This window comes from Streptomyces sp. NPDC049970, from assembly GCF_040660235.1.
In the GTDB taxonomy this organism is placed as follows: domain Bacteria; phylum Actinomycetota; class Actinomycetes; order Streptomycetales; family Streptomycetaceae; genus Streptomyces.
In genome coordinates, this window is sequence record NZ_JBFALP010000010.1 from 134,856 (window position 1) to 156,857 (window position 22,002).

The 22,002-nt window shown below is 72.3% G+C and carries 18 protein-coding genes; 5 read left to right on the top strand and 13 right to left on the bottom strand.

Features of this window, described 5'->3' with window-relative positions; genetic code table 11:
- Positions 1-26: 26 nt before the first annotated feature.
- The 10 genes from AB0I83_RS19575 to AB0I83_RS19620 form a co-directional block, all read right to left on the bottom strand.
- Positions 27-1,694 carry a fused response regulator/phosphatase gene (locus AB0I83_RS19575; protein ID WP_363305483.1) on the bottom strand — a complete coding sequence of 556 codons (1,668 nt, stop codon included), beginning with the start codon at positions 1,692-1,694 and terminating at the stop codon, positions 27-29.
- The gene (locus AB0I83_RS19580) at positions 1,691-3,457 is read right to left on the bottom strand and encodes a hybrid sensor histidine kinase/response regulator (RefSeq protein ID WP_363305484.1); all 1,767 of its coding nucleotides are present in this window, start codon (positions 3,455-3,457) and stop codon (positions 1,691-1,693) included. Before AB0I83_RS19580 ends, AB0I83_RS19575 begins: the two co-directional genes overlap by 4 nt.
- Positions 3,454-4,656: an ATP-binding SpoIIE family protein phosphatase gene (locus AB0I83_RS19585; protein WP_363305485.1), complete on the bottom strand. Its 1,203-nt coding sequence runs from the start codon at positions 4,654-4,656 to the stop codon at positions 3,454-3,456. The genes AB0I83_RS19580 and AB0I83_RS19585 overlap by 4 nt, the downstream gene beginning before the upstream one ends.
- Positions 4,644-5,069 (bottom strand): anti-sigma regulatory factor, encoded by a 426-nt coding sequence (locus AB0I83_RS19590; RefSeq protein ID WP_363305486.1) that lies wholly within the window; start codon positions 5,067-5,069, stop codon positions 4,644-4,646. The genes AB0I83_RS19585 and AB0I83_RS19590 overlap by 13 nt, the downstream gene beginning before the upstream one ends.
- Positions 5,066-5,443, bottom strand: coding sequence for an STAS domain-containing protein (locus AB0I83_RS19595; protein ID WP_363305487.1), 378 nt, complete (start codon positions 5,441-5,443; stop codon positions 5,066-5,068). Before AB0I83_RS19595 ends, AB0I83_RS19590 begins: the two co-directional genes overlap by 4 nt.
- Positions 5,440-6,285, bottom strand: a complete 846-nt coding sequence (locus AB0I83_RS19600; RefSeq protein ID WP_363305488.1) for an STAS domain-containing protein — start codon at positions 6,283-6,285, stop codon at positions 5,440-5,442. Before AB0I83_RS19600 ends, AB0I83_RS19595 begins: the two co-directional genes overlap by 4 nt.
- A gap of 609 nt (positions 6,286-6,894) precedes the next feature.
- Positions 6,895-7,383: an NUDIX domain-containing protein gene (locus AB0I83_RS19605; RefSeq protein ID WP_363305489.1), complete on the bottom strand. Its 489-nt coding sequence runs from the start codon at positions 7,381-7,383 to the stop codon at positions 6,895-6,897.
- 9 nt (positions 7,384-7,392) lie between these two features.
- Positions 7,393-9,024 (bottom strand): apolipoprotein N-acyltransferase, encoded by a 1,632-nt coding sequence (gene lnt / locus AB0I83_RS19610; RefSeq protein ID WP_363305490.1) that lies wholly within the window; start codon positions 9,022-9,024, stop codon positions 7,393-7,395.
- 69 nt (positions 9,025-9,093) lie between these two features.
- Entirely contained in the window at positions 9,094-9,663 is a 570-nt protein-coding gene (locus AB0I83_RS19615) for a hypothetical protein (RefSeq protein ID WP_363305491.1), read from the bottom strand.
- Between the two features lie 70 nt (positions 9,664-9,733).
- Positions 9,734-10,525 carry an aspartate/glutamate racemase family protein gene (locus AB0I83_RS19620; RefSeq protein WP_363305492.1) on the bottom strand — a complete coding sequence of 264 codons (792 nt, stop codon included), beginning with the start codon at positions 10,523-10,525 and terminating at the stop codon, positions 9,734-9,736.
- Positions 10,526-10,583: 58 nt separating this feature from the next.
- Between AB0I83_RS19620 and AB0I83_RS19625 the strand changes: the two genes are divergently transcribed.
- Positions 10,584-11,786, top strand: a complete 1,203-nt coding sequence (locus AB0I83_RS19625) for a glycosyltransferase (protein ID WP_356535072.1) — start codon at positions 10,584-10,586, stop codon at positions 11,784-11,786.
- A gap of 47 nt (positions 11,787-11,833) precedes the next feature.
- Here AB0I83_RS19625 and AB0I83_RS19630 read toward each other — a convergent pair whose 3' ends face one another.
- Positions 11,834-13,096 (bottom strand): TerD family protein, encoded by a 1,263-nt coding sequence (locus AB0I83_RS19630; RefSeq protein WP_363305493.1) that lies wholly within the window; start codon positions 13,094-13,096, stop codon positions 11,834-11,836.
- Between the two features lie 211 nt (positions 13,097-13,307).
- Positions 13,308-14,105: a hypothetical protein gene (locus AB0I83_RS19635; RefSeq protein ID WP_363305494.1), complete on the bottom strand. Its 798-nt coding sequence runs from the start codon at positions 14,103-14,105 to the stop codon at positions 13,308-13,310.
- Between the two features lie 758 nt (positions 14,106-14,863).
- Between AB0I83_RS19635 and AB0I83_RS19640 the strand changes: the two genes are divergently transcribed.
- The 4 genes from AB0I83_RS19640 (at position 14,864) to AB0I83_RS19655 (ending at position 19,626) form a co-directional block, all read left to right on the top strand.
- Positions 14,864-15,367: a DUF6643 family protein gene (locus AB0I83_RS19640; protein WP_363305495.1), complete on the top strand. Its 504-nt coding sequence runs from the start codon at positions 14,864-14,866 to the stop codon at positions 15,365-15,367.
- A gap of 36 nt (positions 15,368-15,403) precedes the next feature.
- On the top strand, positions 15,404-16,228 hold the full coding sequence (locus AB0I83_RS19645) for an MOSC N-terminal beta barrel domain-containing protein (RefSeq protein ID WP_363305496.1): 825 nt from the start codon (positions 15,404-15,406) through the stop codon (positions 16,226-16,228).
- Positions 16,229-16,360: 132 nt separating this feature from the next.
- Complete coding sequence (locus AB0I83_RS19650) at positions 16,361-16,978, top strand: hypothetical protein (protein ID WP_363305497.1); 618 nt, start codon at positions 16,361-16,363, stop codon at positions 16,976-16,978.
- Positions 16,979-17,184: 206 nt separating this feature from the next.
- Positions 17,185-19,626, top strand: coding sequence for a right-handed parallel beta-helix repeat-containing protein (locus AB0I83_RS19655; RefSeq protein WP_363305498.1), 2,442 nt, complete (start codon positions 17,185-17,187; stop codon positions 19,624-19,626).
- Here AB0I83_RS19655 and AB0I83_RS19660 read toward each other — a convergent pair.
- Positions 19,596-21,947, bottom strand: a complete 2,352-nt coding sequence (locus AB0I83_RS19660) for a hypothetical protein (protein ID WP_363305559.1) — start codon at positions 21,945-21,947, stop codon at positions 19,596-19,598. The two genes, AB0I83_RS19655 and AB0I83_RS19660, sit on opposite strands and share 31 nt — an antisense overlap.
- Positions 21,948-22,002 lie beyond the last annotated feature (55 nt).

Sequence of the window (22,002 nt, forward strand, 5' to 3'; positions counted from 1 at the left end):
GGGCGCGGCCGGGGGCCCGCCCGGAGTCAGAGGAGCCGTGCCGCGAGCAGGGCGATGTCATCCGTCTTTCCCTTCCCGAAGGTGTCCAGCAGGACGTCACAGAGTTCCTCGACTTCCTCCGGCGCGTCCCGAAGCTGGTCGCTCAGCTGCCTCATGCTGTCGTCGAGGTCCTCGCCGGGGACCTCGATGAGTCCGTCGGTCAGCAGCAGAAGCGTGGAGCCCACCGGTACGTCGCTGCGAACGGCGGGCGGATGCGGCAGTTGGAGTCCGAGCAGCGGGCCGTGCTCGGTCAGGTAGCGCGTGGAGCCGTCGGTGCCTTTCAGCAGGGGCGGGATATGGCCGGCGTTGGCGATCTGGATGTGCCGGCCGCCGGGCTCCACCAGGACGAGGCAGACGGTGACGGTGACGGACGGCCGCAGCCGCGCCAGCAGCGCGTCCAGGCGGTTCAGCAAGGTACGGGGATCGTGCCCCTCGATGGCGTAGGCACGCAGCGCGTGCCGGACCTCGCCCATGATCATGGCCGCCTGGAGGGAATGCCCGGCCACGTCCCCGATGGCCAGCAGCAGACCTGCGGGGGTCTGGATCGCCTCGTAGAAGTCGCCGCCGATCTCGGCGTGGTCCGCCGCCGGCTCGTAGCGGACCGCCATCTCCACCCCGGGAACCCGGGGAAGCCGGTCCGGCAGGAATGTCCGCTGCAGAGTGAGGACGAGGGCGTGCTCCTCGCTCTGGCTGCGGAGTGCCTCCAGCGCGAGCGCGCACGCCTGTGCGAGCTGCGACAGGAGTTCACCGTCGTCGACACCCGCGAGCGTCGTGGCGTCCACCGCCAGCGCGACCGGCGGGCGCCCCTGCTTCGTACGGGCGAGGATCAGCCCGACACTGTCGGGGAAGACGTCGGCGCCGCCGACCGGATCCCGTGAGACCAGGGCCTTCCACCGCTCGCCCGACAGCAGCACGGTATCCGTGCCGGTCCCGTCGCCGAGGGCCGTGTCGGACAGGAGGTCGAGTAGGCGCAGCTCGGTCTGCCAGGCTCGTACGGCGGGCGGCGCCTCGATCCCCCGCGTCCGCCCCTGGCCGATCTCGTCCCACGGGGCGGCGGCGACGTGGAGCGAGCTGCTGTCGGGACTGAGGGACACCGCGACGGCGGGTGAGCACATCAGAGCGGCGGCACCCGCGGCAGCGGCCGTGGTGAAGGCTTCACCGTCCCGCGCGCCGTAGACGGCCAGGGTGCTGCTGTTGAGCGCGGCGACGCGCGTGGCGAGCCGCTCGGCGCGCCGGCGGGCCCGGGCGTAGCGCAACGCCGCCGTGACCGTGGCCAGCAGCTCGTCCGGAGCGATCGGCTCGCTCAGGTAGGCGTCCGCGCCCCGGTGCAGGCCCTGGGTCCGGTCACTCACTTCGATCGCTGTGGCGGAGACGTGGATGACGGGGAGTGAGGCGGTACGCGGGTCCGCCTTGATCTGCTCGCACACCTCGAACCCGCTCATGTCCGGCAGCCGCACATCCACGACCGCGAGTTCCGGAAGGTCGGCGTCCGAGGCCGAGGCGAGCAGGGCGAGACCTTCGGCGCCGTCTGCGGCTTCCACCACCGTATGACCCGCTCGGCGCAGCCAGCTGCCCAGGATGTAGCGCTTGGTGTCGTTGTCGTCGAGCACGAGGACCGTCGCGACGGCACTGTCCGGGTGTGCATAGGAAGTCACCGCGTGCCGCCCTGTCCGCCTATGGGAGGGGTGGACGGCGGCTCGTCGCCGAGGACCGAGGCGAGGAGCCCGGCGGTGAGCGTCGACTTCCCGAGGACAGCTCGCGCGTGTGCCAGCTTCCCGTGGTCCAGGGACTCGGCGGGGGCCGAGGTGACGACGACGACCGGTGTGCCGCGCAGTTCGGGGTCGTCGGCGAGCTCGGCCAGGACCGCGTAGCCGTCCATGTCCGGCATGTGCAGGTCGAGGAGGACCGCGTCGGGCCGTTCCGTGCGCACGGTCGTGCTCGCGCGCATGCCTTCCCCGACCTCGATCACCCGAGCGGCCAGCTGGTCCAGCACCGGGCGGACCGCGCTCCGGAACGCATCGTCGTCGTCCACGGTGACCAGCGTCGCGAGTACAGGGCTGCCCGAGGTGTCTCCTCCGCCCGCGACGTTCCCGGCGGGCAGCCTCACCGTGACCCGGGTACCGGCTCCCGGCCGGCTCGTGAGCAGCAGGTTTCCGCCGAGGAGCTCGGTGAGCCGCCGCGCGTAAGGCAGTCCGAGGCCGGTCCCCGAGCGCCCACGCTGGTGCGGGCCGCGCACCTGGTAGAACTCCTCGAAGACCTGCTGCTGCTCCGCCTCCGGGATGCCGACACCTGTGTCCGACACGGTGAAGACCACGTCCGTGCCGTCGGCCGCCACTTCGAGGCCGACGGTTCCGTGCTCCGTGAACTTGAGCGCGTTGGAGAGAAGGTTGCGCAGGATCCGGGTGAGCATCACCTCGTCGGTGACGATCGGGAGGTCGGATGTGGCCACCGACAGCGCCACCTCCCCCCGTGTGCCGTACCCCCGCAGCGTGCCGCCCAACTGGCCGAGTACGGCCCGGAGGTCGACCGGTCGCATGAGGGGTTCGAGGCGGCCCGACTCGGCCTTGGCGACATCCAGGAGCTCGTCGACGAGAGCGAGCAGCGTCGCTCCTGACGCGGAGATCAGGGAGACCTGCCTGCGCTGTTCGTCGTCGAGCCCACCGGAGTCGACGTCGAGGAGCAGCCGGGCCAGGCCCACCACCGCGTTGACCGGAGTGCGCAGTTCATGGCTCACGTTCGCCCAGAACCGCGTCTTCGCCTCGCTCGCTTCCCTCAACTGGCTCGACTTCTCGTCCAGTTCCGCGTAAAGGGCCACGACGCCCCTGTTGGTCTCCTCCAGTTCCGCGGACAGCTCGGAGTAGAGGGCCATCACTCCCCGGTTGGTCTCCTCCAGCTCCGCGTTGAGGCGGTGGAGTTCCTGCCGCTGCGCCCGCGATTCCTCCAGGGCGGCGATCAGGTCGCCGGTCTGCGCCCGGGCGTCCTCCACGACGCTGCTGCCCGGGTGCTCCCCGAGGAGTTCCCGCACCCTCTGGATACTCTGCGCGGTCTGCGCACCCGGGGTGAGCTGCTGCTCGACCGTCACGGTCCGGGTGTGCGCTTCGTGGTGCACCTGGACGAGGCGAGCGGCGGCGCGCAACGACTCGTCCCCGGGGCCCGGACCGTCACCCCACAGCAGAGCCGCGCGGAGCACCGGCGGTGTTCCGGCCAGCGTGCTGAGGGCGACCTTCGCGTCGGACGAGCCCAGCAGATCGCGGCCGAGCTCGCTCAGGGCGGTGGCCAGACGAATCTGGTCCTGCCTTTCGACCCCGAGGGCCTCGGCCGCCGCTTTGCCACTGCGGCGCAGCGCGAAGACGTCCTGTTCGGTGGTGATGGTGATCGTCACCAGATGGACGGTGCCGTCGGCCGCGGTCGGGGTCACCAGGGCCCCTTCACGACGGCGACGCCGGCATCGTCCCTGCGCACACCCGCCTCGCGCAGGAGCTGGGCGGCGGCCACCAGGGGGGAGTGTTCCAGGAAGCCGGGCAGTGCGGCGGGCTGCCAGCGTTCGGTGAGCCCGTCGGAGTGCATGATCACACCTCCGTGGCGCGGGAGTTCCTGACGCACGGCCCTGAGCCTCGGAAGTTGGTGGCCCACGATCCCGGGGGCCGACAGGAGGGAACGCCTGCGGTCGGTGTCGGAGTCGACGAGGAACGTGCTCACGTTGCCCACGCCGCAGAAGAGCAGGCTCCGCGTGCGCGGCTCGATGCGCACCACAGCGACCGCCGCGCCGCGGCTGCCGCGCAGGGCCTTGTGGATCTCGGTGATCAGATCTGCGGGGTGCGCGACCGGGCTGTCGCGGAACGCGGTCACCGCTGCCTGCGAGGCCCGGTGTGCGAGCGGTCCGTGCCCGAGACCGTCACAGAACATGAGGAGCAGGGCGGGCCCTCCCTCCTCCCCCACCGGCTCCAGCAGCTCCGGCACCGGCCGGTGCCGACCAGGCCCGTCACCGAATCCGGTCAGCGCGGCCCACCCGAGCGGATCGGCGGAGGACTCACGTCCGCCCGTCTTCCGCCCGGCTGCGCCCGACGGGGGCATCCGGCCGTCGACACCGCGCGCGGCCCAGGCGTCACCGCACACCACCTCGCCGGTGATGGGCCGGGTCAGACCCGCGACCACAGGCTCTCCCAGCGCGGCCGACCGTCCGGCGGCGGCCCTCGTCCAGAACCGGGCGGAGAGCACGGTGCCACGCCCCGGCAGCGAGTACACGTCGAAGGTGTCGGCGAGGCGCGCGATCGCCCCCAGCCCTATACCCAGTGTGCCGATGGAAGACGTTCCGTCCTTGAGGCACCGTTCGACGTCAGGCATGCCGGGTCCCTCGTCCGTCGTGACGAATTCGAGCCCGGCGTCCTGCTCGGTCCGCACGACCCGGAGGAGCAGTGCTCCGTCGACGGCGTGCTTGCGCAGGTTGGTGGCAGCCTCACTCACCGCGAGGGCGACCTCCGCGCAACGCTGCTCGTCGAAACCGAGCCGCCTGGCGAGCGCCGAGGCGGCTCCCCTCGCGGAGGCGGGCAGCGACTCGTCGTCACGGAACCACGCGATGTCCTCGGAGTCCAGCACGGGCGGGGTCAGCGAGCCCATTTGGTCACCGCGATCTGGGTGCCGCGGCCCACCTCTGTGTCGAGGGAGAACTCGTCCACCAGGCGACGGGCTCCGCTGAGTCCGAGGCCGAGCCCGCCGCCCGAGGTCCAGCCGTCGGTCAGGGCCAGGTCCAGGTCGGGAATGCCTGGGCCGGAGTCCTCGAAGACCGCTGTGACACCGACACGCCTGTCCTGACGGACCAGCCCGGTGCGCATGACACCGCCGCCTCCGTAGACCAGTGTGTTGCGCGCCAGTTCGCTCGCCGCCGTGACCAGTTTCGTCTGGTCCACAAGGGAGAGCTTGCACCGCTGGGCAAGGGTACGCACCAGCTGACGCGCTCGCACCACGTCGTCGTTCGAGACGATGGTGATCGTCTCGTGATCGGCGTCCGGGACGGACCGGGACTCACTCACTGCTTCGCCGGAGGGCGACTGTCGTGTCGGGCCAACATGTCGAGCCCCTTTTCCAGGGTGAGAGCCGTGCGCACACCGCCGAGGGAGAGGCCCAGCTCGACGAGCGTGATGGCCACGGCCGGTCGCATGCCGACCACGACGGTCTCGGCATCCAGCATGTGGGAGATGGCGGCCGTCGTCGCGAGCATGCGCCCGACGAACGAGTCGACGATCTCCACCGCGGTGATGTCGATGACCACCCCGCTCGCCCCGGTCTCCACGATCCGCGCGGCGAGATCGTCCTGCAGGTCCAGAACGGTCTGGTCCTCGAGGTCGACCTGGATGGACACCAGCAGGACGTCACCGATCTTCAGCACCGGCACTCGCTCGGTCACGCGCGGCCTCCCGCCCGGCCGAGGTCGGCACTGCTGCGGCGCAGTGCGTGCTTGAGCGCGTCGGCCAGTGTCGCCTTGGTGACGATGTCGCCGAACTGGATGCCCAGCGCCACGATCGTCTGTGCGATCTGGGGGCGGATACCGGAGATCGTGCACTCGGCGCCCATCAGACGGGCGGCGACCACCGTCTTGAGCAGGTGCTGGGCGACCTCGGTGTCGACGGCGGGGACGCCGGTGATGTCGATGATCGCCTGGTCGGAGCCGGTGTCCACGAGAGTCTGGAGGAGCTTCTCCATCACGACCTGGGTACGTGCGGAGTCGAGCGTGCCGACCAGGGGGACGGCGACCACGCCGTCCCACAGCTTCACGACCGGAGTGGACAATTCCATCAGCTGCTCGGACTGGGCGCTGATGATCTCCTCGCGCGTCTTCGCGAACACCTCGATGGTGAACAGACCGAGCGCGTCCACGAGGCGGCTCAGGCGGAGGTAGGCGTACAGGTCGTCGGCCGGGGTGTCGGCCGCCGGTGCGAGAATGTCCTTGCAGGCCAGCACGCTGACCGCGGTCTCGGTGGGCGAGAACCCCTGCCGCGCGCGGTTCCGGGACAGTTCACCGAGGAGCGCGCGGACCTCCGCGTACGCCTCGCCCTGCCAGTCGAAGCCGCCCACGCGCAGGCCGTCCACCAGTGCGGAGTACAGCTCTCGCAGTTCCCTGTCCAGCTCCGCCACGGAGATACGCCCCCGCAGCGTGTGCGAGACGCTCTCCACCCATGCGGCGGCGAGCGACTCCCGCTGCTCGGTCAGCAGTCGCACCAGGCGGGTCGATATCTCTTGTTCTGCCACCGACGTGGCCCCTTCCGTCATGCCCGTCAGCACATTCCCTGTGCCGTCATCACAGTTTCCGCGCCGTCATTACCGTCTCTGCGCAGCGTATGCCATCGTCCGCGCGCCGCGGACGGCATCTCAGCTGCGCCGGAACCGACTTTCCTCACCCCCGGTCCGGCCGCCGCGGTTCCCGTCCGGGCGGGCGGCGGCTGCGACCCCGACGGAGAGCGCCCGCGCCCCGGTCATGCGGCCCGCCGCAGCCGCACGGGTGCCGATCCGGTGCCGAAGGGCGACCAGGAGTGCCTGCCGACGGGAGGTGTGAGGGACGCGTGCCCCTTCGCGAGTCATCCACACCTCGCATACGGGATTCCCACGGCGCCGCACACGACGACGTGGGACGGATCGGCGTTCACGGGTTCGCACGCCGGCGGTGCGAAGTCGGCCGGGATTCTCCGGTCGCGGAGGTTTGGGAAGCTGACCGCGGGACAGACGGAGCCACGGTCGCAAGAAGGCGCACGGGCTCCGGACGGCAACACGGGAAACAGTCGTTCCGCGGACCTGGGGAGGTCGCCCGGACGCGCTTCCCGTGCTGCCGTGCGGTACACGTCCGGCACTGCGCCCTGCCCGTCAGGGGCCCACAGCTTCGGGCGTCGGCTCGAACCAGGTGGGGCCGTCCGTGAGGGACTGCTTGATCCGGAAGAGCGAGAACTCACTCAGCGCGGGCAGCGCGTCCATGCCGAACCAGGCGACCTCGAGCGACTCGTCGTCGTTCACCCGCGCCTCACCTCCGGTGGCACGGCAGCGGAACGTGATGTCGAGGTACTGGCAGCGGTCCCCGTTGGCGTACTGCACCGGCTTCAGCGCCTGGGTGAGCACCACCCGTTCGGCGACGCAGCGCACGGCCGTCTCCTCGTAGACCTCTCGCTCCGCCGTCGCCGCCGGCTCCTCGCCGGGCTCGGCGATGCCGCCGATGACCGACCAGCCACCGGTGTCGGACCGCCGGCCGAGCAGCACCCTGCCCTCGTCGTCGAAGACGATCGCGGTGACTCCGGGCAGCAGAAGCAACTGGTGGCCTGCGGTGGCCCGGATGTCGCGGATGAAGTCTGGAGTAGCCATGCGACGAGCCTACGGGCCGGCCGGCGTGTTCTCCTGGCCGGCCGTCAGGTCCCTCCGGGCCTTCCGTGCTCGCAGGGATCCGGCCGCCGCCCAGCCGAGACCCGCGACGGCGACGAGTGCCAGAACACCCTCCGGAAGGGCACCCATCCGCGTGGCGGGCGTGAGCGAGGAGCGCAGGGGCACCTCGTCGACCAGGGCGTCCGGGGTGAACATCCTCGTCTTCTCCACGATGGTGCCGTCCGGCCTGATGACCGCGCTGACACCGCTGGTGACGGGCACCACGACGGACCGCCCGTGCTCGACCGCCCGCACCTGGCTCATGGCCAGCTGCTGGTAGGTCATCTCGCTGCGCCCGAAAGTCGCGTTGTTGCTCGGTACGGCGATGAGTTGGCCGCCGCCCTTCACGGTGTCCCGTACGGCGTCGTCGAACGCGGCCTCGTAGCACGTCACGAGCCCGACCTTCGTGCCCGCCAGGTCGAACACCCCGACCTTCGTACCGGAGCCGAAGTCCCGCTGCACCCGGTCGACGTCCTTGCTGAAGATCCGTACGAAGGACCGCATCGGCATGTACTCACCGAACGGCTGGATGTGCCGCTTGTCGTAGGTGGCGACGGGGCCGCTCTTCGGATCCCACTGGATCAGGGTGTTGCGGAGCAGTCCGGTGTCGGGGGCGAGGACGGCACCGACCACCGTGGGGGCACCGATGGCGCGCACCGCCCGGTCGATGGCCTCGCGGGCGTCGGGGTTGCGGTAGGGGTCCAGGTCGGACGAGTTCTCGGGCCACAGCACGAAGTCGGGCTGGGGCACCTTCCCCGCCCGGACCTCCCGGGCGAGCTGCTCCGTGCGGTCGGCGTGGTTGTCCAGGACGGCCCGGCGCTGCGAGTTGAAGTCGAGACCCAGCCGCGGCACGTTGCCCTGGATCGCGGCGACCGTCGCCGTGCCGTCCTCGGCCGAGTCGTCCACCAGGGGGAGGGCCGCCAGCGCGGCGGCGACGGGCACGGCGACGGTGACCGCGGCGGCCACGACCGCGGCGCGCGGCACGGTGCCGGTGGCGCGGTAGCGGCGCACCTGGCGGACGGCCTCCAGGAGGCCGAAGCCGCACAGCACCACGGCGAAGGAGAGCAGCGGGGTGCCACCCAGCGCGGCGAGCGGCAGGAAGGCACTGTCGGCCTGGCCGAAGGCGATCCTGCCCCAGGGGAATCCGCCGAAGGGGACACGTGCCCGCAGTGCCTCGTCGAGGGTCCAGACGGCGGCTCCCCAGACCGGCCAGTACGGCAGCCGGGAGACCAGGGCCAGACCGACGCAGCCCACGGCGATGAACAGCGCCTCGGCGAAGGCGAGCGCGAGCCAGGGGACGGGGCCGACCTCCTCACCCGTCCAGTGCAGCAGAGGCAGCATGAAGCCCAGGCCCGCGAGGAGACCGAGGCCCAGCGCCGCGCGCGGCCCGCGCGCGCTCAGCACCCAGCCCAGCAGGGCGAAGCCGGGCAGGACCAGCCACCACAGGGGCCGGGGCGGGAAGCTCGCGTAGAGCAGCGCGCCGGACAGGACGGCTGCGGCCGGCCGGACGAGCCGCGGCCACAGCTTCCTGCTGCGGGACACGGGGGCGGGCGGCGGTTCGACGGTGGTGACGGTGGCGCTCACCCGGCGGAGTCTACGGTGGGCGGCTGTGCGAGCGGCAGCCGCTACGGCCGTGCGGACACGGTGCGGCGGTCAGGAGCCCGCGGGGCCCGTGGTGCCCGGGGAAGTGAGATGCAGCCGGTCGCGGATGAACCGCACGGCGGCCTCGGCGTCGTCCACGGTGACGGTGAAGATCCTGCCGTCCCCCAGCTGGAGCACCAGCGCCTCTCCCCGGCGTACGACGACGGCGGTGCCCTGTTCGGGGCGCCAGCGGTATCCCCAGCCGCCCCACTGGCGCGGGGTGACGCGGGGCGCGAAATCGGCACCCAGCACATGGGTGAGCAGGATCCGGCGCCTGGGCAGACCGGCGTAGCCGCAGCGGACCTCGAGGGCGTCGCCGTCGACCTTGACGGCCACGTGTACGAAGGCGAGGGTCCCGAAGAGGATCATGAGCCCCGCGGCGACACATCCGATGACGGACATGAGCAGGGGTGCGATGCCGGCGCTCCAGGCGGAGTCGACGGCGAGTTCGATGCCGAGCGCCAGGCAGCCCGCTCCCACGGCCGCGAGCAGCCACTGGAAACGATTGGTGGCCCGTCCCGTCCAGACCGTGCTCGGGGCCTGGCTCGAACCGTGCCGCGCGTTGCCGGGGTGGTCCGTCATGCCAAGCAGCGTACCCACGTTCCGCGTGACGGGGAGAGGTGCGCCGGGCCCCGGCGGGCGCCCGGACCCTTCAGACCGCCGGGCTGACGGCCTTGAGCAGCAGGCCCTCGGCGTAGGCCAGAGCGGCTTCGGGCAGGTCGGTGGCGCGCCCGCCGAGGAGGACGGTGAGGGTGCCGACCGGTTCGGCCGACGGAGCGGGAGCCGCCCCGATACGGCGCAGCGCCTGCGCTGCCACCGCCTCGGCCGAGCCGTGCAGAACGAGCGGCGCGCGTACCGGCCTGCCGCGCTCCACGGCCGCGCGGATGCGCTCGGCCACCAGCTCGTAGTGGGTGCAGCCGAGGACGACGTCCGTCACATCGGCCGGGGTGAGGGCGGCGGCGGCGGCCACCGCGCGGTCGATCGCCTCCTCGTCGGCCTGCTCCACCGCGTCGGCGAGACCCGGGCAGGGCACCTCGGCCACCTCGGCGGCCCGCGCGAAGTCGTCGATCAGCCCGCGCTGGTAGGGGCTGCCGGTGGTCGCGGGGGTGGCCCAGATGGCGAAGGGGCCGCCGCCCGCCGCGGCGGGCTTGATCGCGGGCACGGTGCCGATGACCGGCAGCTTCGGTTCCAGTTCGGCGCGCAGGGCGGGCAGCGCGTGCACGGAGGCGGTGTTGCAGGCGACGATCAGGGCGTCGGGCCGATGGGCGGCGGCGGCCCGCGCCACGGCCAGCGCGCGTCGGGTGACGTCCTCGGGGGTGCGGGGTCCCCAGGGCATCGAACCGGGATCGGAGGACAGCACCAGATCGGCGTCCGGCCGCAGGCGGCGTACCGCGGCCGCTGCCGCGAGCAGGCCGATTCCCGAGTCCATGAGTGCGATCTTCACCCGGTCACCATAGTCGACAGCCCTTGCGGCACCGCAGGAGTGGGGCACACTTCGACGGATGAGCGCCGTTGCCTGGATCGCCGTGGGTTCGCTGGTCGTGTGGATGTGGCTGCTGCTGGGCCAGGGGTTCTTCTGGCGGACCGACCAGAGGCTGCCCGCCCGCAGGGATCCGGTGCGCTGGCCGTCGGTGGCCGTGATCGTGCCCGCGAGGGACGAGGCCGAGGTACTGCCGGTGAGCCTCACCTCTCTGCTCGCCCAGGACTATCCGGGGGACGCCGAGGTCTTCCTGGTCGACGACTGCAGCGAGGACGGCACGGGCGAGCTGGCCCGCGCCCTGTCCGTACGGTGCGGAGGGCTGCCGCTCACGGTGGTGACACCGGGCGAGCCCGAACCGGGCTGGACGGGCAAGCTGTGGGCCCTGCGGCACGGGATGGCGCTGGCCAGGCAGCGCAAGCCCGAGTTCCTGCTCCTGACGGACGCCGACATCGCCCACGAGCCCGACAGCCTCCGGGAACTCGTCGCGGCGGCGGGCGCCGGGGACGCGGGCGGGTTCGACCTCGTCTCGCAGATGGCGAGACTGCGGGTGACGAGCACGTGGGAGCGGCTGGTCGTGCCGGCCTTCGTCTATTTCTTCGGGCAGCTCTACCCCTTCCGCCGGGTGAACAGGGCGGGTGCGCGGACGGCCGCCGCGGCGGGCGGCTGTGTGCTGCTCCGTTCGGGTGCCGCGGAGCGGGCGGGCATTCCGGACTCGATCCGGCAGTCGGTGATCGACGACGTGTCGCTGGCCCGCGCGGTCCGGCGGACCGGCGGCCGGATCTGGCTGGGACTGGCCGAACGGGTGGACAGCGTGCGCCCGTACCCGGGCCTGGCGGACCTGTGGCGGATGGTCTCGCGCAGCGCGTACGCGCAACTGCGGCACAGCCCGCCGCTGCTGGCCGGTACGGTCCTCGGTCTCGGCCTCGTCTACGTCGCGCCGCCCGTCACGCTGTGCGCCGGGCTCGCGGCGGGCGACCCCGTCGCGGCGGCGGCCGGCGGAGTGGCCTGGGCGGTGATGGCGGGCACGTACATGCCGATGCTGCGGTACTACCGGCAGTCCTTCTGGCTGGCGCCGCTGCTGCCGTTCACCGCCGTCCTCTACCTGCTGATGACGGTGGATTCCGCGGTACAGCACCACCGGGGGGCCGGCGCGGCCTGGAAGGGGCGCACGTACGCCCGCCCCGGAGCCGCCCCTGAGCCGGGGACCCTCGGAACCGGGCCCTGAGCCCCTGGCCCGGGCGTGGCCCCGACCGCCGGCCCACCGGCCGCGGGTCACTTGCGGCCGGGGGTCCAGTTCATGCCCCAGCCGTAGGCGGCGTCTATGGTCCGTTGCGGGCTCACGCCGCGTTGCGGGACGAGATAGCGGGCCTCGCGCTGGACCGTGAGGTCTCCCCCGTCGCGTGTGATCAGTGCGAGCGCGCAGACGGTGGAGGGCACGGTGCATTCGTCGAGCGAGAAGTCGATCGCCGCACCGTTCTGGGGCTGGAGCGTCACCGTGGCGTGCAGATCGGCGAAACTCCGTGCGCCCTCGTAGATGGTGACGAAGATCAGGACGCGGCGCAGCCGGTCCTTGTGGTCGAGGTTGACCGTGAGGTTCTCACCGGTGGAGACCGCACCGGTGCGGTCGTCGCCGTCGAGGTGGATGTACGGCGGCTGCTGGAGGGATCCGAAGGCGTTTCCCAGCGACTGCACGACTCCCTTGCTTCCGTCGGTGAGTTCGTAGAGCGCGCAGAGATCGAGGTCGAGGTCGGCGTGTGTCGCGACGGCCCTGCCGAATTTCGCTCCCCAGCTCTTGAACTGCTTGCGCACTTCCCAGTTGAGATTGACGCGCAGCACTCCGGAGGTGCCCCCCTGCTTCGAGAGCGAGACGGTGGGGGCCTCCTTCGTCAGCGTGACCTTGGTCAGCCGGACGGGTTGAGCGGCGGGCGGCGCGGCGGGCGGCGCGGCGGGCGGCGCGGGGGCACGGTGGGTGACGGGGGGCGGCGGGGGCGTCGCCGGCTGCTGGTCGACGGAGATGCCGAAGTCCGTCGCGAGGCCGGCCAGTCCGGTGTCGTACCCCTGCCCCACGGCCCTGAACTTCCAGGCGCCCTGGCGGAGATAGAGCTCGCCCAGGATGAAGGCGGTCTCGACCGTGGCGTCCGCGCTGTCGAAGCGCGCGATCTCGGAGCCTGTCGCCAGGTCGACGATCCTCACGTGGAGTCCGGTCACCTGCCCGAAGGTGCCCCCGTCCGCGGAGGCCGCGAGGACGACGCGGTCGATGGCGGGTTCCATCCGCGCGAAGTCGACCGTTAGGCTGTCCGTGACGGCGTCCCCGTCGGTCCGCTTTCCCTCGTGGCGCACCGCGCCGGACCCGTGCACCGGCTGGTTGTAGAAGACGAGGTCCGCGTCGCCGCGCACCTTTCCGGACACCAGGAGGAGCGCCGAGGCATCGACGTCGGGCGTTCCCGGAGAGGTACGCCGGCCCAATTCGACCCGCACGGCCTGAGCCGCCACCGCGACATTGGTTCCCTTTTGCATGGTCATGCTCGCCCCCATCACGAGTCCGGCTGTCCGGAGAGTTTCCGTAAACCTAATGCCCGATTCCCGGAGAGCCCATTGTCACAGGGCGACAGCGGCCGGAGTTCCGCCGACGGCGGCCGGCTCCACCCGCTTCGGGTGACGAGACCCACGCACGACTCGCGTCAGGTGCCGATCGGTACGCGGCGCGCCCTCGACGTCCGGTGGACGTCGCACGACGGACCATCGGTCACCGGTCCCGTTCCACGGCGTAGCCGAACGCGGCCCGGTGCTCGTCACAGCTCTCCCGGCCGTCCCGCGCCCGCGACACCAGGTCCGAGCCGAGTCGCCGCGCCAGCTCCCGGGCCTCGTGGCGCGGGGCCGCGCCCTCGACGTACTCCAGGAACCGCACCAGGGACTCGAGCTCCCCGGTGTGCAGCACCATGTCGACGGTGTCCTGCTGCGGCGCGGTGAGCGCCCGGAAGACGTGCTCCTGGTAGGCCTCGGCCCGCACGCTCGCGAAACGCGGGACGAAGTCCCCTTCCTCGGCGGCGGCCCCGTCACCACCGCGTCCGTGAAGCCGTGTGAGCAGGGCCCGCGGATCGCTGCCCGGGGCGCGGTAGAACGGCCGCTCCCCGCTGCCCGCGGCCGAGGGGTCGAGTCGCGCTTCGGACAGGAACGCCGCGACCCGTGCCGGTGCGGGCAGCAGCCCGGCACCCATCCAGCGGGCCGAGGCCATGAGCCCCCGCGCGGATCCCTGCGGGGTGCGGAAGAGACACCATCCGGAGACACCGCACCACAGAAGGCCCGCGCCGCCCTCCTCGCAGGACAGTCTTCCCTGGAACGCCTGCGTGAATTCCACGCTGCCCTCGACGTCACCGTCGAAGTCGGCCTGGCTCGGGTCGTCGTACGAACCGAAGGCCGAAATGCCGGCGACCGGCAGCCCCTCGTCGAGAAGTTTGCCCGCCACCGCCACCATGTAGTGGCCTATCGCGTCCTCGAGTTCCTCTCGAAGCCGCTGGGCGGAATGCTGGTCGTACGTCACCATGGTTCTCCGAATCCGAGCGCCTGTGCGGGCGGGCTTTTCGTCACACTTCCCAGAAGTTGCCTGCTCACACGGGGTTTCGGCAGCAACGGCGGTCCATGGGAGCCGGTGCGCCGGCGACGTCTCCCCCGCAGGCGCACCGGGCCTCCGGCCGGTCGGCCGGCGCGGATCGACTTCTGATCGCGCGTCAGGCGCAACCCTCTCTCCGCAACAGCGGCAGGGGCGGGGACAGTTGACTTGCCGCCACTACGACAGCGGTTTCGGCGGGCCGTGTGGATGTCGTGACGGATGTCACTGTTCCTGCCGTGCCGCCCGGCCCGTCCGCCACCGGCCGGTACGGGACCGGAGGGACGGCCTACGGGACAGCCCTCGGGGGCGCCGCGCATGCGAAGGGGCGCGGGACGCCCCGTCGGCATGCGGGCCCGGAGGCACACCTCGTACCGCGACGCCCCGGCCGCGGTCGCGCCGACCGCGGGCCGAAAGCCGCCGCCGACTCCCGTGCCGCCACCGCACCCGAGGCGGCACAGAAGCCGGTGGGCAGGGCCGACGGGCCCGCTCTTCACCTGGCGTGCTGTTGCTGTCGCGCTTTGTAGTCCACACACCACTTCTTCTCGGCCACACCCTCCAACTGAAAAGCCCCCCGCTGTTTACGGAGGCTTTAACGACGTCTTGGCGGGCCAGGCAGACAAAAGCAGCGTAAAACGGATAACCCCAAGATTGGGGCTCCCCAACCGGCACATCGTGGGCTTAACTTAGGTGTCATGACCTCCCCCCGCTCCACCTACGGCAGCGGCTACTACGCCGCCCCGTCGTTCCCCGACACCCCGATCTACGACTCCCTGGTCGCCGAGCGTGGTACCCCTCAGATCGCGCCGATCCGGGTCCCCGCCGCCTACGACACCGGGAACAGCTACCTGCCGGCCCTGCCCTCCGCACTCCCGGCTCTGCCCGCGGCCCCTTCCCAGCACAACGGGTACGGCTACCCGCAGCAGGCGCCGCAGCCGCAGTACCAGAACGCCGGGATGCAGCAGGCCCCGATGATGCAGCCCGCACAGCTGCAGCACGCGCCCGCGCCGTACATACCCCAGCAGCCGTCGGCGCCCCGCGGCTACCAGCAGCAGCCGCAACAGCCCCAGCGGCCGCAGCGGCCCGGCACGGGGTACGAGGCCATGCGGCCCGCCTCCCCGCGGCCCGCGCCCACACCCGCGCAGTCGCCGTACGAGGACCAGTACAACCGTCCGTACCAGGGCGGCCGGGGGTACTGACCAGGCACTGCCGGTAGCTGCTGGCAAAATGGAGGCATGTCTACTCCCGTACTCGGCGCTGTGCGCATCCACCCGGTCAAGTCACTGGCCGCGTGTGTGACCGACGAGGCGGCTGTCGAGCCATGGGGACTCGACGGCGACCGCCGTTGGACGCTGATCGACCGGGACGACAGGGTTGTCACCCAGCGCCAACAACCCCGTATGGCACAGCTGTCCGCGGATCCGCTGCCCGGGGGCGGCGTCGCTCTGTCGGCGCAGGGGAGCGCGCCACTGGAGGTGGCGGTGCCCGGTCCGGGCCCGACCGTCGTCGCGACCCTGTTCAGGAACAAGATCGAGGTGGTGGAGGCCGACCCCGCCGCACACGACTGGTTCACCGCGCGCCTCGGTGCGGAGGTCCGGCTCGTCCATCTCGACGAGCCGTCGCACCGCAGGCCCCTCGACCCCGAGTTCGGACGGCCGGGCGAGACCGTGTCCTTCGCTGACGGGTTCCCGCTGCTGCTCACCGCAAACGCCTCGCTGGACGCTCTCAACGCGCTGGTCGCACAGGGTGACCGTCCGGAGGAGGGGCCGCTGCCGATGGACCGGTTCCGGCCGAACCTCGTCGTGGACGGCACGGAGCCCTGGGCCGAGGACGGCTGGGGGCGGATCTCCGTCGGAGAGGTCGCCTTCCGCGTGGCGAAGCCGTGCGCCCGGTGTGTCGTGACGACCACCGACCAGCGGACGGCGGAGCGTGGCAGGGAGCCGCTGCGGACACTCGCCCGCCACCGCCGGACCGGGAAGGACCTCCTGTTCGGCCAGAACCTGGTCCCCGAAGGCACGGGCGTGATCAGGGTGGGCGACCCGGTGCGCGTCATCGGCTGACCCGCCCGACTCGTCGCCGGGGGCAACACCCATACGCATGAGGGCTGTTGGCGACGTGAGGTTGCTCTCTGTTCGTCGGAGGCGGACTTGTCCGACGCCATGTCGGGTTATCAAGGCCAGGAAAGGGGGTGCATGACTGTGCGAGCGGTTCTGGGAATCCGGCGTTGGCGGCGCAATCCCGTGTGCCGGCCCACCGATCGCCTCGAGGCGTGGGTGGCCCTGGCCGCTCTGCTGCTGATGGTCGTGGTGGCACCGGTGCTCGGCTGGCTGAGCGGCTCGCTCACGGACGACGCGCTCCAGCGGTCGGTACGGGCCCAGCACGCGCATCGGCACCTCACCCCGGCCGTCGTGGTCCGCGAGGCTTCCGGCACCTCACGGTTCGCCCAGGACCCGGAGGCGGCGGTCGCGGAGGACACCGCCCGTACGTCGGTGGTGGCCGGCTGGCGCGCCCCCGACGGCACGGCGCGCACGGGCAAGGTGTCGACGACGTCGGCCGTCGCCGCACCCGGCACCCGGATCCGGGTCTGGACCGACGACCGGGGGTTCCCGGCGACGCGCCCCATGGACGCCGCCACGGCGCGCACGCACGCGGTGCTCGCCGGGATCGGCGTGACGCTGCTCGCCGGCGGTCTGACGGAAACCGCCCGCAGGCTGGTCGTATGGCGGATGATGCAACGGCGGTACACCCGGCTCGACCACGCCTGGGCCGAAGTCGGCCCCGACTGGGGCAGAACCGGTACGGGCGGCTGATCCAGCGGGCGCACACCGCCCTCGCGCACGGCCGGGCAGACCTCTTCGACGGCCGACCAGTCAACTCGCGCCCGTCGCGCGCGCTACGGTGGACCGGCCCGCCCGACTCCTCGGCAGGCGGGCCGGAGGGCTGCCGCACCACGGGCGGCCCCTGCGGACAGGCACGAGGCAGCGCACACGGCACGAGGTGGGGGCACAGCAGCACCATGGCACAGGGCACGGTCCAGGTGACGCACACGGGCACATCGCGATGGCGGCGCCGCACGGGCGAGTACGCCTCCCTCAGCGCCGCCCTGGAGGCCGCGGTGGACGGTGACGTGCTCACCATCGCCCCCGGCACGTACCGGGAGAACCTCGTCGTCCACCACGCGGTGACCCTGCGCGGCCCCGAGGGGTCCGTGGGCTCCGTACGGATCGCGCCGGCCGACGGCGTCCCCCTGACCGTCCGCGCCTCCGCCGTCATCAAGGACCTGCACGTGGAGGGCCAGGACTCGGCGGCCCCCGCGCTGCTCGTGGAGGAGGGTGCGCCCGAACTGTCCGACCTGCGCATCGTGACCAGGTCGGCCGCCGGCATGGAGGTTCGAGGAGCGGCCAGGCCCACGGTCCGCCGCTGCACCGTCGACAACCCGGCCGGCGTGGGCATCGCCGTACTCGACGGCGCCGGAGGCGTGTTCGAGGAGTGCGAGATCGTCTCGGCGGGACAGTCCGGCGTCTCGGTGCGCGACGGTGCGCACCCCCGGCTCGAGCGCTGCCGCGTGCACCACTCCTCCGGTGCGGGGCTGAGCGTGACCGGGGAGGGCAGCGCCCTGGAGGCCGTGGGCTGCGAGGTGTACGAGATCAAGGGCAGCGGGGTCCAGGTGAGCGCACGCGGCACCGCGCACCTGACCGACTGCACGGTGCACCGCACGTCCGCCGACGGCGTCACGCTGGACACCGACGCGGTGCTGACACTCGCCGACTGCGACATCCACGACATCCCGGAGAACGCGGTCGATCTGCGGTCCCGCTCGGTACTGACCCTGACCCGCTCGACCGTGCGCAGGTTCGGGCGCAACGGCCTGTCGGTCTGGGACCCCGGCACGCGCGTCGACGCCAACCAGTGCGAGATCCACGACAGTACGGGCGACTACCCGGCGGTCTGGGTCAGCGACGGCGCCACGGTGATACTCGACTCGTGCCGCGTCCACGACGTGCCCGACGCCCTCTTCGTCCTCGACCGGGGCTCGCGCGCCGATGTCGTGGACAGCGACCTGTCCCAGATCCGCAACACGGCGGTCTCGGTGAGCGACGGAGCGACCGCCCAGCTCGACGACTGCCGGATCCGTGAGGCATCCACCGGGGCCTGGTTCCGTGACCACGGCAGTGGCGGCACGCTGAACAACTGCACCATCGACGGGGCGCAGACGGGCGTCATCGTCACCAAGGGCGCCGACCCGACGATCGAGCGGTGCACGGTCACCTCGCCCGCGGAGGCCGGCTTCTACGTCTCCGCCGAGGGCCGGGGCACCTTCGACAGCTGCCGGGTGACCGGGAGCGAGGGCTACGGCTTCCATGTGATGGACGGCTGCCGCTCCACCCTGACGCGGTGCCGCACCGAGCGCTGCGCGCGCGGCGGCTACGAGTTCCCGGAGGGCTCCGCCCACGGCGACGGCCAGACCGGCGGGCCGGTCGCCCAGGACTGCACCAGCGACGAGAGCGGCCTGCGCAGTGCCGCTCCCCTGGTGCCCGCCGTCCTGACCGCCACCCAGTCGACGCCCGGCTTGCTCGGCGCGATGCCCGGGCAGCGGACCGCCGACCCCGTCGCGCCGGTCGCTCCCGTCGCGCCCGCCGAACCGGTACGCGACTCCGGCGCCGTCCTCGGCGAACTCGACGCGCTGGTGGGGCTGGACAGCGTCAAGCGCGAGGTGCGGGCCCTGACGGACATGATCGAGGTGGGCCGCAGGCGACGGCTGGCCGGCCTCAAGGCGGCGTCGGTCCGCCGCCACCTGGTCTTCACCGGCTCGCCCGGCACCGGCAAGACGACGGTCGCCCGGCTCTACGGCGAGATCCTGGCCTCGCTCGGGGTGCTGGAACACGGCCATCTCGTGGAGGTGTCCCGCGTCGATCTGGTCGGTGAGCACATCGGGTCCACGGCCATCCGCACGCAGGAGGCGTTCGACCGGGCGCGCGGCGGGGTCCTCTTCGTCGACGAGGCGTACGCGCTGTCGCCCGAGGACTCGGGCCGCGACTTCGGCCGGGAGGCCATCGACACCCTGGTGAAGCTCATGGAGGACCACCGCGACGCCGTGGTGGTCATCGTGGCCGGGTACACCCATGAGATGGAGCGCTTCCTCACCGTCAACCCCGGTGTCGCCTCCCGCTTCTCACGGACCATCACCTTCAGCGACTACGAGCCCGAGGAGCTGCTGCGGATTGTCCGGCAGCAGTCCGAGGAGCACGAGTACAGCCTGGCGGACGGCTCGGAGGAAGCGCTGCTCAAGTACTTCACAGCGCTTCCCAAGGGGCCCGCCTTCGGTAACGGCCGTACGGCCCGGCAGACCTTCGAGTCGATGGTCGAACGGCACGCGGGCCGGGTCGCCCAGGTCACCGAGCCCAGCACGGACGACCTGACCATGCTCTACCCCGAGGATCTCCCCGCGCTCCCCTGAGCCTGCGTACCGGCGTCCTGGACACCCGTCTGCCGGGGCACCACGGGATCGAGCCGTTCCAGGAGCGCGGCCCGCTCGACGGCGAACACCGGGTCGGCCTGGTAGTCCGAGTGGCCCAGGATCGGCTCGGGGAGCGGGTGTTCGGGCGTCCGGCCGTAGACCATCGGGTCCCTGAGCGGGCCCCGGTCCACCTCGGGGCCCCGCCGTCCGTCGGTCCGGACGGGGCCGCCGATCGGGTCGGTGGCGCGCCAGAGGTTGCGCCAGCAGTGCACGGACCTGTGCAGTCCTTCCATGGGTGCGCGCCCGAAGTAGGCCGGGAACCAGCGTCCGTACAGCCTCTCGATGGGAGAACCGTAGGTCAGCAGCGCGACCCGGTGCCTGGCCGTGTCGGGAAGCTGCCAGACGGCCGCGGCGGCGAGCACACTGCCCTGCGAGTGCCCGGAGATGACGAGCCTGCCGCGGGTGCGGCCCGTCCACGCGGCCATCCGGGAGGAGAGGTCCGGGACGGCGCGCTCGGCGTAGCAGGGCGGCGCGAAGGGGTGTGCGGCGCGGGGCCAGAAGGTACCCACGTCCCAGAGGATGCCGATGGTGCGCCGGGCGGAGACGTCACGGTAGGCGCGGCGGCCCCAGGTGACGAACAGTATGGCTCCGAAGCCGATCAGCCAGGATCCGGTCGACTGCGCGGCCTCGGCGAGCGCTTCGGTGAACGGCCCCGTTCCCTCCGCGGCCAGCCCGGGGACCTGCCCGGTGAGCCAGGAACCGGCCACCGCCGCGACGCCCAGGAGCAGCGTGGCGCCGGAGAGCAGCCCGAGGATCCCGGGCGCCGAGTCGGTGAGCGCGGCGGTCGCCCTGGTCCGTGCGATCCGCCGGGTCCGCCCGGGGTCGGGGTACTCCTCGCCGTACTCCGCCTCGATCTCGGGACCCGACAGACGGGCGCGCCGCAGGGTGCGGGCGGCCAGCCAGGTGAGGGGCACGAGCAGGAGCAGCAGCAGGACCGGGATGACGGACGCCTGCCAGCTGAGCAGCACGGGCGGGCCTGCTATGGCCGAGCCCGCCCCCATGCCCGGGGTGCCGGGACCGTCGAGCCAGTCGGCGACGCGCTGGGAGACTCCGCCGGTCATCACGCCGCCGAGCGCGCAGGCCAGCATGGCGACGGCCGGCCCGCCGAGGCCGTGGAGGGTGGTGCGCGGCTCGGGCCTGCGCCGGTGGAGCCTCAGGGCCACCACGCCGAGTACGACGACGAGCAGGCCTTGGCCGAGGGTGAGGGCGCGGAAGGCCGACTCCCCGGGGAGCGTGCCGGAGGAAACCCAGTCGGGGCGCGACCAGCCGGCGTACAGGACGGCGGCCACGAGCAGGGCGAGCGCGGTGCCGGGCAGGAACGTGATGGCGGCTCGGTCGAGACGGCTGTCGAGGCGCCGCTCGCTGCGTCCGCGCCGGCAGACCACGGCGAGGACCGCGAGCGCGCACAGGACGAGACACGCCTCGAACAGCACACCGATGGTCTCGGGGACGGAGCTCCCGTCGGCACGGTCGTGCCGGGCGGCCGCCCCGCCGACGGTGGCCGCGACCGTCAGGAAGCCGGCGGCGGTGTGGCCGGCCCGCAGCCGGGCCACGAGCCGGCGCCCGTACCAGAAGCCGGGTCTGCCGAGGGCGGAGCACACCGGAGGGGCGTCGGGCGGGACCCGCGTCTCCCGGTCCGCGCCCTCGGGCGCGCAGGGCTCCCCGGCCTCGTCCTCGTCCGTGGGTGCGCCGGTGCGGGCCGGTCCGGGTTCGTCCCAGCTCAGGGGGCGCTGTGACTCGTAGGCGCTCCAGGTGCGGTTGGACAGGTACCAGAGGAGACCGACCAGGGCAGCGGGTACGAGTGCGGCGACGGAGAGCCGGCGGCCCGGCTGGGAGAACCATCCGTCCTGCCGTGCGGACAGGAACCCGAGCCAGGAGCGCCTCCCCGAGCAGTCGGGCATCCCCGCGCACTGCCACGCCACCAGGTCGAGGGCGACTTCGCAGGCCGCGGCGGTCAGCAGCACGGTGAGGCTGAGCGCGAGCAGCCGTACGACGAGCCCGTACAGCCGGACCGACCGGGGGCCGCCCTGCGAGGAGGGGCGCATCCAGTGGGCGAGGTTGACCACCATGAAGGGGAGCAGCAGCAGCCACAGGGCCCGGGAGCCGTTGCCCGAGGTGAGGTTGGACCAGCAGTAGGCCTCGGCGACGGGCTGGTCCCGGTGGCGCTCGGGATGCTGCTCGGCCGCGACGTCCTCGGTGCGGCGGTAGATCGCCGCCGTGGCGTCACCGGTGATCCTGGTCGTGCGCGGATCACCCAGCATCTCCTGCGGGGTGGTTCCGCCGACGCCGTGGACGAGGAGTTCCAGCGTGGCGCCG

Bases quoted from the DNA above. Each gene is read 5' to 3' on its own strand.
- AB0I83_RS19635 (WP_363305494.1), bottom strand. From the start codon at position 14,105: ATGGTGACGTACGACCAGCATTCCGCCCAGCGGCTTCGAGAGGAACTC.
- AB0I83_RS19655 (WP_363305498.1), top strand. From the start codon at position 17,185: ATGGCACAGGGCACGGTCCAGGTGACGCACACGGGCACATCGCGATGG.
- AB0I83_RS19625 (WP_356535072.1), top strand. From the start codon at position 10,584: ATGAGCGCCGTTGCCTGGATCGCCGTGGGTTCGCTGGTCGTGTGGATG.
- AB0I83_RS19605 (WP_363305489.1), bottom strand. From the start codon at position 7,383: ATGGCTACTCCAGACTTCATCCGCGACATCCGGGCCACCGCAGGCCAC.
- AB0I83_RS19645 (WP_363305496.1), top strand. From the start codon at position 15,404: ATGTCTACTCCCGTACTCGGCGCTGTGCGCATCCACCCGGTCAAGTCA.
- AB0I83_RS19650 (WP_363305497.1), top strand. From the start codon at position 16,361: ATGACTGTGCGAGCGGTTCTGGGAATCCGGCGTTGGCGGCGCAATCCC.
- AB0I83_RS19615 (WP_363305491.1), bottom strand. From the start codon at position 9,663: ATGACGGACCACCCCGGCAACGCGCGGCACGGTTCGAGCCAGGCCCCG.
- AB0I83_RS19585 (WP_363305485.1), bottom strand. From the start codon at position 4,656: ATGGGCTCGCTGACCCCGCCCGTGCTGGACTCCGAGGACATCGCGTGG.
- AB0I83_RS19630 (WP_363305493.1), bottom strand. From the start codon at position 13,096: ATGGGGGCGAGCATGACCATGCAAAAGGGAACCAATGTCGCGGTGGCG.
- AB0I83_RS19660 (WP_363305559.1), bottom strand. From the start codon at position 21,947: ATGCTGGGTGATCCGCGCACGACCAGGATCACCGGTGACGCCACGGCG.
- AB0I83_RS19640 (WP_363305495.1), top strand. From the start codon at position 14,864: ATGACCTCCCCCCGCTCCACCTACGGCAGCGGCTACTACGCCGCCCCG.